This window comes from Monashia sp. HAY1-2A, assembly GCF_056755315.1.
The window spans coordinates 25,049-35,133 of the sequence record NZ_JBNDHY010000033.1 but is presented as its reverse complement, the minus strand read 5'-3'; the positions used below and the strand labels follow the sequence as shown (position 1 = coordinate 35,133).

Sequence of the window (10,085 nt, the reverse complement as noted above, 5' to 3'; positions counted from 1 at the left end):
TCCGTCGTCGGCAGCGTCAGATGTGTATAAGAGACAGGGGGTGGGTCGCGTGGTGGGCGGACGCGTCGCCCGGGTCAGCAGCCGGTGGCCGGCTGGCGGAAGCCCGGGAACGGGTTGAGGTCACCCATGAAGGTGTAGCGGCCACCCGCCCCGCTCTGTGTCGGCTCGGTGCCGGCCGCGTTCGGCGGCAGGCGCAGGAACCACGGGAAGAGCGCCTCGTCCTCGGGGTGGTAGGCGCCGTCGGCGCTCCGCGTCCCGTTCGGGTTGGGACCCTGGCGGAACGTGTTGGTGCCCTGGGCGAAGCCGATGGCGACGACGGGGTCGCCGGTCTCGAGCACCGAGGTGCAGCCGTACTGCGGGGCGGTCGGCGTCAGCCACGGCTCGACCGTGTTGTTGACGAAGGGGTCGTCGCCCCACTCGGCGATCTCGTGGCTGATGGCGTGGATGTCCTGCAGCGCCCAGTAGGTGCCGCCGTCGGGCCGCGCGTAGATGCCGGGGCTGACGTACGACGCCCAGGCGAACGTCTGGACGGCCGCGTTGCCCTGCGATTTGCCGGTGCCGTAGCGGTTCCCGGCGGCGACGGTGCCGTGGTAGCCGATGACGCAGCAGTCGGTCAGCGACTTGCCGGTGTGCAGCAGGATGTCGTCGGTGAGGTAGAGCGGCAGGTGCGTCGGGTCGGCGGTCGACTCGAGGTTGGTGATCTGGGCCGACCACCAGCCGATGTCGACGCTCGCGAAGACCACACCGCGACCGCTCTGCAGCAGCCCACCCTGGTTGCTCGGCACCGTGAACGTCACGGGCGACAGGACGTTCGGGTGCAGCCGCAGGTGGTACGGGCTCGCGCCGGTCCTGTCGAACTGGGCCCGCATCGTCGCGTCCTCCAGCTGGAGCGGCACGCCGGCATCCTCCTGCGACAGCAGACCGCCGGGCCCGCGCACGAGCGCCGGCGCGTTCGGGAAGGCGCCGGCAGCGGTGGCGGCCGTCGTCGACCCGTAGTCACCGGTGGCGAACTGCGGCGAGGCGAGGGTCGCCGGCAGGACGGTCGACCCGTCGAAGGTACGGCCCGCGACGACGACCCTGATCGGGGTGATGTCGACCTGGACCGTGACGTCGCACGCCGAGCCGCTGCACGAGTGCGGGTCGGCCCCGACCATGTTGTAGCCGTAGGTTCGCCCGTCGGACGGGTCGGCCTGGGTGCCGTACCAGTGGGGCACGGTGCGGGTGGTCGGGAGGACCTTCGCGCCTCCCATCGTCACCGACTCGGCCTTGAGGGCGTCGTCGCTGATGACCTGCGGCTCGGACGTCGTGGGTGTGCCCGCCGTCGCCGCTCCGGCGGCCACCACGAGTGACGCGGCGGCGACCAGGGCTGATGCTGTGGAACGCAGTCTCATGTGCTGCTCCATCCATGGGTTCCTTGTGGTGACCCCCGATATGGCGGAATGTAGTGCCCGCGAGGCGCTGGTGGGCCGTATCGACGCGGACGGAATTCGTTGGGCACCAACGGATTTCATGCAACTCACAGCCTTCCCTCAGAGGGAGGTCACGATGCCTCCAGCAAGCATCCAGCGATCGCCCAGCGGAGGCGCTCGAGGAAGGGGCTAGGTTGCTGCCGTGGACACCGACGAGATCCTGACGCTGCTGCGCGAGGTCGCCGAGGAGGTGGTCAACCCGCGGTTCCGGTCCCTCGCCGACGGCGAGGTGCACGAGAAGAACCCGGGCGACCTCGTCACGGACGCGGACCGCGAGGCCGAGGTGCTCATCACCCGGGCGCTGCTCGACGCCCACCCGGACGCCGTCGTCCTCGGGGAGGAGACCTTCGCGTCGGACCACACCCTCATGGACCGGTACGCGGCCGCGCCGCACGCCTTCACCCTCGACCCGGTCGATGGCACGAAGAACTTCGTGCACGGCTCGCCGGACCACGCCGTCATGGTCAGCGAGACCGTCGACGGGCAGGCGGTCCGCTCGTGGATCTGGCAGCCCCAGCACGGCCGCGGCTACGTCGCCGAGCGGGGCGCGGGCTCCTGGCGCCACGACGACCGGGGTGCGACCCGGCTGACCGTGCCCGCCCGTGACGACTCGGCTGACGCCTCGGGTGACGCGTCGGGCGTGCCGTCCGGTGACGTGTCGGGTGGCGCCTCTGCTGACACCGCAAGGGAGGCGCCCGGCGACCCCTCCGACCGTGCGAGTAGCGGGGCCGGGCTCCGCGGCCGCACGTCGCGCCGGGCGTGGATCGGCCGCAGCCTCGGCGGCCTGCCGCCGCTCGAGCTGACGTGGGTCTCCTGCGGCATCGACTACCCGAAGCTCGTCGAGGGCGCGGCCGACTACGTGCTCTACGCGCGCGGCGCGCCGTGGGACCACGTTCCCGGGTCGCTCCTGCTCGCCGAGGCGGGCGGCGTCCTCGGCCGGGCGGACGGGCAGCCCTACTCGCCGCGCGACACCGCCCCGCCGGGGCTCGTCGCGGCCGGGGCGCCGACCGTCTACGACCGGGTCGTCGCGGCCCTCGCCGCCGGCACGCACTGAGCTCGCCCACGATCGAGGCTCCGGGCGGGTGACGCCGACGGGTGCTCCTGCCCGGCTCCACGACTTCTGCGACGTTCGCACCCGTTTCGCGTATCACCAGCCGGCATCGGTGCCACCGTTGGTCGGAGGGCTTCGCAGCAGCCCCCGGCAGTCCTCTTGCAGCTCTCTGCAGTCCCCAGGATCGAGGCGGTGGGTCGGATGACGAGCAACGATCTGGTCGTGGTGCTCCCGGGCATCACGGGCAGCACCCTCGGGGTGCGCGGCACGGACGGGTCCCCCGCCGCTTCGAACCTCATCTGGGCACCGAGCGCCGGTGCGGTCTGGAAGATGTTCACCGGCGGCGACTCGGTGCTCAAGCACGCGCTGCCGGCCGGCATCGGCGACGACCACCCGGGCGACGGCGTCGAGCCGGTCGCCCTCATGCCGGACGTCCACGCCATCCCCGGCATCTGGACGCCGATCCGGGGCTACGACGTCCTCGTGTCGGCGCTGGAGAGGCTCGGCTACCGACGCGGCGACGGGGCCCAGCCGCCCACCCTCATCGCCTTCGCCTACGACTGGCGCCTGTCGAACCGCTACAACGGCCGGCGGCTCGGCACCGTCGTCGAGCCCGCGCTCGAGCGCCTGCGCGCCCGCGGTGGGCAGTGGGCCGACGCGAAGGTCGTCTTCGTGTGCCACTCGATGGGTGGCCTCGTGGCCCGGTGGTACATCGAGAAGTGCGGCGGCGCGGAGGTGACCCGCAAGCTCGTGACGCTCGGGACGCCGTGGCGCGGGGCCACGGACGCCCTCGAGCAGCTCGTCAACGGGGTGCGCAAGGGCATCGGGCCCCTGTCGGTCGACCTGACGCAGTTCGCCCGGAGCATGCCGTCGCTGCACCAGCTGCTCCCGGAGTACGCGTGCATCGGCGGCGCCCCCGGGGCAGGCGGCGATTGGGCCAAGACGACCGAGGTGCAGGTGCCGAACCTCGACACCGCCATGGTCGCCGACGCGATGGCCTTCCACACCGACCTGCAGGCCGTCGAGGCCGCCCGGCCGGCGAGCCGGGACACCGCCCACCTGGTGCTCGGGGTGCGCCAGCCCACGCAGACCACGGTGACCTTCCGGGACGGCCGGGCGGTCACGTCGCAGACGTTCGGGTCCGACGACGACTACGGCGACGGCACGGTGACGCTGACCGGCGCCGTCGGCCTCGGCGAGACCCTCGACACCAACCTCGCGGTCCGGGTGCCCGACCAGCACACCAACCTCCAGTGCAACCCGGTCGTCCTCGACCAGGTGCAGGAGATCCTCACGGCCAAGCCGGTGCGCCGCCGCGACCTCGCCACCGTCAGCGTCCGGGCGGTCGTGCCCGACCTCGTCACCGACGGGCACGCGCTGCGCGTCGCCTTCGACCTCGAGCACGACGACCCCGACGCCGGCCCTCCCGACCAGGCGGTGACCGTCACCGTCCGCAGCGAGGGCGGGGCCGTGCTCGCCACGGCGGAGCCTCGGGTCCGGGCAGGGCACGGCTCGGTGCGGTTCCCGGAGCTGCCGCCCGGCACGCACACGGTGACCATCACCGGGTCCGGCCCGGTGTCGACGGTTCGACCGGTCACCTCCACCACCCTCGTGTGGCCGACCGCCACCTGAGGCGACGGGTGCCGGCCGGCGGGCGAATCCCGGTGGCGCGTGTCGGTGGCGGGTGCTGAGGTGGGGGGATGACAGACACCGCAGCACCCGACCCCACGCCGACGCCCACACCGACACCCGGCCCGGGCGACCGCATCGGCTGGGACTGCGTGGCCCTCGACTGCGCCGACGCGGCCGGCGTCGCGCAGTTCTACGCCGACCTCCTCGGCGGCACCGTGGTGGCCGATGCCGACGGCGACTGGTTCAACGTCGTCTGGGACGGCCCGCGCATCGCCACCCAGCTGGCCCCGAACCACGAGTCGCCGGACTGGCCGCGCGGCCAGCAGCAGGTGCACCTCGACTTCGTCGTCGTCGACATCGCGGCCGCTCACGAGCGGGTCCTCGCCCTCGGTGGCGCGGCCCTGGACCCGGTGGAACCGCCGCAGCCGGCGCCCGAGCGCGGCTTCCGCGTCTACGCCGACCCGGCGGGGCACCCGTTCTGCCTGTGCCGCCCCACCCGCGACGCCTGGGGCTGAGGCGGGCCGACGTCACGCCGCCGGCAGGTCGATGCCGAACCGGTTCGCGAGCACCTCGTGCACGTGCGCCTCGTCGACCTGTCGCTCGTCCCGCACGCCGTGCGTCGTCGTGATGAGCCGCGTGCCGCTCAGGGTGATGCGCCCGGTGGCCGTCAGCACCGAGGCGAGCCGCTGCCGCGTGAAGTGGCTCTCGGCCGAGGTCTGCTGCCACTCGTTGCGTGCGGCGAAGTCGGACAACGGGTGCGGGCGGGTCGTGAACAGGTACCGGGCGGCCCACTCACCGCCGGCGGGACGCTCCCGGTACGCCCACGTGTCGCCGTCCCGCACGAGGCCGACGTCGGTGCCGCGCTCGCGGCGCACGAACCCGTCACGCAGCGGCATCGGCTCGATGAACCCCGCGCCGAACCCGACGTCGGCGAGGACCGGCTCGTCCATGTCCCCGCTCGCCACGACGAGCGCGAGGTGGTCGTACTCCGGCGTGAACCCCCCGTCCGCCGTGGCCACCCGAGCCGACACCAGGTCGACGTGGAACCCGGCCGTGCGCAACAGCGCCGCGAAGAGACCGTTGAGCTCGTAGCAGTAGCCGCCGCGCCGGTGCCGGACCACCTTGTCGACCAACGCGTCGAGCTCGAGGCGGATCGGCCGGCCCAGGTGGATGTCGAGGTTCTCGAACGGCACGACGAGCAGGTGGGCCCGGTGCAGGCTCGACAGCGCCGCGAGCGTCGGGGCCGCCGGCAGGGTCGCACCGATGCGGCGGGCGTAGGCGTCGGCATCCGCCGCGGTGAGGGTCTGCGTGCCCGAGGTGGGGTCCATGGGCGTCATCGTGCGACCTCGAGCGCACCTGAGGTCAAGGCGTCAGGACCGCGGCGTGGCGGGCAGCGGCAGGGTCAGGCCCACGAGCGTGACGCCGCGACCGTCCCGCTCGAAGCCGGTGCGGTCGAGTAGGTCGTGGGCGGCCCGACGCAGCACGTCCGTGGCGAGCGAGGGTGCCGGCAGCGGGCCGCGTTCGATCACCTGCACGCCGTCGTCGTAGCGGACGTGCACCTCGAGGCGTGCCGGCAGGCGCAGCGGGCCGTCGAGCCCCGACACCCGCTGGACCGCCCGCGCGATGCACTCGTCGAGGACGGCGAGGACCTTGGAGCGGGTCCGGGTGGCGGCCAGCGACCGCGTCGCACTGACCGACCGGCGTGGCCCCGGCAGGCGGACGGTGGCGTCGTCGGTGCCCGCGGCGATCGACACGAGGCGTCGCGCCATCGCCGTGGAGACGACCCCCTTGAGCCGCTGCTCGTCCCAGCCGTAGAGGTCGGAGACGACGAACAGGCCTGCGGCGTGGAGCTTCTCGTACGTCGTGGGCCCGACACCCCAGAGGTCGTCGAGCCGGAGCCGGGGCCGCACCCGGGCCTCGGTCTCGGAGTCGACGACGACGAGGCCGTCCGGCTTGGCGCGCCGGCTGGCCAGCTTGGCCATGAGCTTGGTGCGCCCGACGCCGATGCTGACCGGGAGGCCGACCTCGGCCCTGGCCGCGCGTCGGAGCGCGGCCGCCATGCCGGCGGGGTCACCGCGGTCGCGGCCCGTGACGTCGAGGAACGCCTCCTCCATGGAGCCCGGCTCGACGAGGGGGGTGAACGAGCGGAAGACGTCGAACAGCCGTCGTGAGGCGTCCTCGTAGGCATCGGCCCGGTAGCCCACGACGAGCACCTCGGGCCACCGACGGCTGACCATCCGCGTCGACATGCCGGCGTGCACGCCGAGCGCCCTGGCCTCGTAGGACGGGCACGCGACGACCTCGTGCGCGACCACCATCGGCCGCCCGCGCAGCCGCGGGTCGTCGCGCTGCTCGACCGAGGCGAAGAACGCGTCGGCGTCGGCGTGCAGGAGGACCACGGGCCCATTCGACACGCGACCGGCGACAGCACGCCAGGGCGGGTGGGGCAGGCGTCAGTAGCCGGCGTGGTCGAGCGCCTCGGCCGTCAGCTGGCGGCCGAGCTCGATCATCTCGGCGGCCCGGTGGAAGTCCAGGGTCCGCACGGCGTTCGACGGGACGGTGACGAGGACGTCGGGCGGGTTGCTCGCCATGCGGTAGCGAGAGATGAGGGCGCTCATGGTGTCGAAGGACATGGTGAGCAGGTCGACGGTGCCGATGTCGGCACGGCCCGGGACGAGCACCTCGGCCGCGGCCTGCCGGACGACGTCGGAGGCGTCCGGCGCGACGGTCAGCTCGGCGTCGACCTCGCGGCCGTGGGAGAACCGGCTCGTGATCGACCGGACCCGCTCGGAGTCGAGGACCTCGGCGGCGCTGCGGCGCAGTCGCAGCGCCCACTCTTCGCGGGGCCGCTGCTCGGAGGACTCCTTGACCGGTGTCGCGGTGCCGGTCGAGGACCGCATGCCGGACAGCGACACCGCGATCGTGACGTCGGCCGGCGCGGCGGCCGTCGGCTCGATGGGGATGGGGTTGATGAGGCCGCCGTCGACGAGGACCCGCCCGTTGATGACCGCCGGCGTGATGACGCCGGGGATGGCGATCGAGGCGCGGATCGCCTGCTCGACCGGCCCGCGCTGGAACCACACCTCGCGGCGGGCGTTGATGTCGGTGGCGACCGCCGTGAACGGGATCGGCAGGTCCTCGATCGTCGCACCGTCGAGGATCTCGCCGACGCGGGCGATGATGCGCTCGGCCCGGATCGCGCCGCCGAGCCCGCCGAGCCCGGTGAGGTTGAGGTCGAGGAGCCGCCACACCTCGCGCTGGGTCAGGCTCCGCGCCCACTCCGTGTACGCGTCGAGCCGTCCGGCCGCCGCGAGCCCGCCGACGAGGGCGCCCATCGACGTACCGGCGATGGCGACGACCTCGATGCCGCGCTCGGCGAGCACCTCGAGCGCGCCGATGTGCGCGTAGCCCCGGGCTCCGCCCGACCCGAGCACGACCGCCGCACGCGTCCCGTCAGCCACGTTCCGACGATACGACCTCGGCGCCGGTCGGGTGGCCGGGCCGGGGTGGTGTCGGTCACGCCCGGGGCAGCACATCCCGCGTTCTCCCGCGTTCTCCGACGTTCTCCCGCGTTCGGCCACGGCGCCGGCCGCGGACGCCTAGCGTCAGGCGAATGACAGGGGACGAGCCACTCGCCGAGGGTGAGAAGCGGGTGAGGCTCCGGTACGCCGGCGCCTGCGTGCGGTGCGGTGCGCACCTGGACCGCGGAGCACCTGCCATCCACTCCCGGGTGACCCGCACCGTCCGCTGCGTGGACTGCCACACCTCCTCGGAGCCGAGCCCCGCGGACCTGCCGAGCGCGCTGCCGCTCGTCGACGGGACCGCAGGCGCGTCGGCCCGGCGCGAGCACGACCGGCGCCGCCGCGCCCGGGAGGGGCGGGTGCGCGCCCGCGCACCTCGCCTCGGTGGCCTGCTCCTCGCCCTCTTCGCCGACCCGCAGAGCACCAGGGCGTGGGAGACGGGCGCGCGCGGCGAGGAGCACGTCGGCTCGGCCCTCGACGCCGCCGCGGGTCCCACGTTCCGCGTGCTGCACGACCGGCGCGTGCCGGGCTCGCGAGCCAACCTCGACCACGTCGTCGTCTGCGCCCAGGGGGTCGTCGTGGTGGACGCCAAGCGGTACAGGGGACGGCCGCGGCACGTCGTCGAGGGCGGCTTCCTGCGTCCGCGGGTCGACCGGCTGCTCGTCGGGACGCGGGACCGGACCGGGCTCGTCACCGCCGCGCACCGTCAGGTCGACGTCGTGCGTGCCGGGCTCGGTGCGGACGTCGACGTCGACGTCACCGCGGCGCTCTGCTTCGTCGACGCGGACTGGCCGCTCATCGGCGGGTCGTTCGTCATCGACGGTGTGGCCGTGACGTGGGCCCGACGCCTGGTGTCCGTGCTCAGCCGGCCGGGCCCCCTCGACGCGGAGGCGGTCGCCGCCCTGCACCGGCGGCTCGCGTCGGCGCTGCGCCCGGCCTGAGGGACCTGCGGTCAGGCGTCGGGGTCCTCGCCGGTGAGGCCGTCGACGTTCTCGCGCAGGAGGTCGATGTGGCCCACGTGGCGTGCGTACTCCTCGACCATGTCGACGACGACGCGACGCGTGTCCGGCGTCCGTCCGTCCCGCCACGTGAACGCCGCCGGGTGGTCGAGCCCTCCGTCGGCGAGGGCCTCGGCGAGCCGTCGGCGCGACCGGTCGCACGAGGTCTCCCACAGGGCGAGCAGCTCCTCGGGGGAGTCGTCGGCGGCGGTGCGGAACTCCCAGTCCGGGTCGGCGTCGAAGTCGACCGACGCCCAGGGCTCGCCGAGGGCCAGGCCGTGCAGCCGGTTGCCGAACCAGTGGTCCTCCACGAGCGCCAGGTGCTTGAGCAGGCCGCCGAGCGTCAGGCTGGAGGGCCCGAGCCGCCGGCGCATGCCGTCGGCGTCGACGCCGCTGCACTTCCACCGCACGTAGCCGCGGACCCGCTCGAGCTCGCCGAGGAGCATCTGGACCTCGGTGCCGGCGACCGGCGGGTGCGAGGGCGGCGGGAGGAAGGGGGAGAGGTCGGAGCGGTCGGAGAGGTCGGTCGGCGCCGGGTGCGAGGTGTCCATGGCGGCGACGGTATTCCCGGTTGCGGACGATCCGCAGCCGCAACGGATGTGGCGGCGCTGGGTGCGTCGGTGACCGTTGGGGCCGCTTTGTCACTGGTGCATCGCCGACCATGTGACGCAACGCTGACGAAGAGCGGCAACGGCGACGCGTCGGATCAGCTCTGGCCCTCAGCCGGCGTTGAAGCCGCCGTTGCCGTGGGGCAACCAACCAGCCCCTCTCGGCCGCACAACCGGACTGCGGGCCGCGCGCTCGCCCGGGTGTCGTGAATGTTCAAGCCGCAGAGGCCACCCCGCGCCTAGCCTCGGCGTCATGAGTGACACCACCACCACGTCCGCGACGAGCCGAGCCGCCACCGGCGCCCACACGACGAACGGCGTGCCGCACGGGTCGACGAGCCTCACGCCCTTCATCGCCGTGCCCCGGGCGGCCGAGGCGATCCGGTTCTACGCCGACGTCTTCGGCGCCCGGGTTGTCGACGTCACCGAGATGGGCGGCGTCGTCGTCCACGCCGACCTCGACCTCGGTGACGGCCACCTGCAGCTCGGTGAGCCGATGCCCGACTACCACCTCGTGGGCCCGCCGGACGGCGAGGACGACTGCTACTCCCTGGGGCTCTACCGCCCGGACGTCGACGCCGTCGTCGAGCGGGCGCTCGCCGCGGGCGCGACGCTGCGCGAGCCGGCGACCGACTTCGTCTCGGGTGACCGGTACGCCAGCATCCGGGACCCGTTCGGCGTCCGGTGGAGCATCCTGACGCGGGTCGAGGACCCTGTCCGAGGAGGAGAGCGCGCGACGCGTCCGCGACTGGGCCGCGCAGGCCGCGCAGGCCTCCCAGGCCTCGCAGCAGGACGCGCAGGGCTGA

Annotated in this window: 9 protein-coding genes and 1 pseudogene; 5 read left to right on the top strand and 5 right to left on the bottom strand. The window is 73.8% G+C overall.

Annotation, left to right across the window (positions count from 1 at the left end; genetic code table 11):
* Positions 1-74: 74 nt before the first annotated feature.
* On the bottom strand, positions 75-1,391 hold the full coding sequence (locus ACPYOM_RS07145; protein ID WP_481345435.1) for a hypothetical protein: 1,317 nt from the start codon (positions 1,389-1,391) through the stop codon (positions 75-77).
* 220 nt (positions 1,392-1,611) lie between these two features.
* Here ACPYOM_RS07145 and ACPYOM_RS07140 point away from each other — a divergent pair, with 220 nt between their 5' ends.
* The 3 genes from ACPYOM_RS07140 to ACPYOM_RS07130 all read left to right on the top strand — a co-directional run bounded on the left by ACPYOM_RS07140 (position 1,612) and on the right by ACPYOM_RS07130 (position 4,667).
* Positions 1,612-2,523 carry an inositol monophosphatase family protein gene (locus ACPYOM_RS07140; protein WP_481345434.1) on the top strand — a complete coding sequence of 304 codons (912 nt, stop codon included), beginning with the start codon at positions 1,612-1,614 and terminating at the stop codon, positions 2,521-2,523.
* Between the two features lie 198 nt (positions 2,524-2,721).
* Entirely contained in the window at positions 2,722-4,152 is a 1,431-nt protein-coding gene (locus tag ACPYOM_RS07135; protein WP_481345433.1) for an esterase/lipase family protein, read from the top strand.
* Positions 4,153-4,220: 68 nt separating this feature from the next.
* A complete protein-coding gene (locus ACPYOM_RS07130; protein ID WP_481342418.1) occupies positions 4,221-4,667 on the top strand; it encodes a VOC family protein in 447 nt (148 codons plus the stop codon).
* 12 nt (positions 4,668-4,679) lie between these two features.
* Here the strand turns inward: ACPYOM_RS07130 and ACPYOM_RS07125 are convergent, their stop codons facing one another.
* The 3 genes from ACPYOM_RS07125 to ACPYOM_RS07115 are packed head-to-tail and all read right to left on the bottom strand — an operon-like array spanning position 4,680 to position 7,613.
* Positions 4,680-5,480: an arylamine N-acetyltransferase family protein gene (locus tag ACPYOM_RS07125; protein WP_481345432.1), complete on the bottom strand. Its 801-nt coding sequence runs from the start codon at positions 5,478-5,480 to the stop codon at positions 4,680-4,682.
* 42 nt (positions 5,481-5,522) lie between these two features.
* Positions 5,523-6,551 carry a Y-family DNA polymerase gene (locus ACPYOM_RS07120; protein WP_481345431.1) on the bottom strand — a complete coding sequence of 343 codons (1,029 nt, stop codon included), beginning with the start codon at positions 6,549-6,551 and terminating at the stop codon, positions 5,523-5,525.
* Between the two features lie 54 nt (positions 6,552-6,605).
* Complete coding sequence (locus tag ACPYOM_RS07115) at positions 6,606-7,613, bottom strand: patatin-like phospholipase family protein (RefSeq protein WP_481345430.1); 1,008 nt, start codon at positions 7,611-7,613, stop codon at positions 6,606-6,608.
* Between the two features lie 290 nt (positions 7,614-7,903).
* Here ACPYOM_RS07115 and ACPYOM_RS07110 point away from each other — a divergent pair, with 290 nt between their 5' ends.
* The gene (locus ACPYOM_RS07110; protein WP_481345429.1) at positions 7,904-8,614 is read left to right on the top strand and encodes an NERD domain-containing protein; all 711 of its coding nucleotides are present in this window, start codon (positions 7,904-7,906) and stop codon (positions 8,612-8,614) included.
* 11 nt (positions 8,615-8,625) lie between these two features.
* On the opposite strand, the gene ACPYOM_RS07105 is transcribed toward ACPYOM_RS07110, so the two are convergent.
* Positions 8,626-9,222, bottom strand: coding sequence for a DinB family protein (locus ACPYOM_RS07105; RefSeq protein WP_481345428.1), 597 nt, complete (start codon positions 9,220-9,222; stop codon positions 8,626-8,628).
* A 310-nt stretch (positions 9,223-9,532) separates the two neighbouring features.
* Here ACPYOM_RS07105 and ACPYOM_RS07100 point away from each other — a divergent pair.
* A pseudogene (locus ACPYOM_RS07100) lies at positions 9,533-10,085 on the top strand (VOC family protein).

Excerpts from the sequence above, each read along its gene's own strand:
- ACPYOM_RS07125 (WP_481345432.1), bottom strand. The coding sequence starts at position 5,480 with ATGGACCCCACCTCGGGCACGCAGACCCTCACCGCGGCGGATGCCGAC.
- ACPYOM_RS07135 (WP_481345433.1), top strand. The coding sequence starts at position 2,722 with ATGACGAGCAACGATCTGGTCGTGGTGCTCCCGGGCATCACGGGCAGC.
- ACPYOM_RS07105 (WP_481345428.1), bottom strand. The coding sequence starts at position 9,222 with ATGGACACCTCGCACCCGGCGCCGACCGACCTCTCCGACCGCTCCGAC.
- ACPYOM_RS07130 (WP_481342418.1), top strand. The coding sequence starts at position 4,221 with ATGACAGACACCGCAGCACCCGACCCCACGCCGACGCCCACACCGACA.
- ACPYOM_RS07145 (WP_481345435.1), bottom strand. The coding sequence starts at position 1,391 with ATGAGACTGCGTTCCACAGCATCAGCCCTGGTCGCCGCCGCGTCACTC.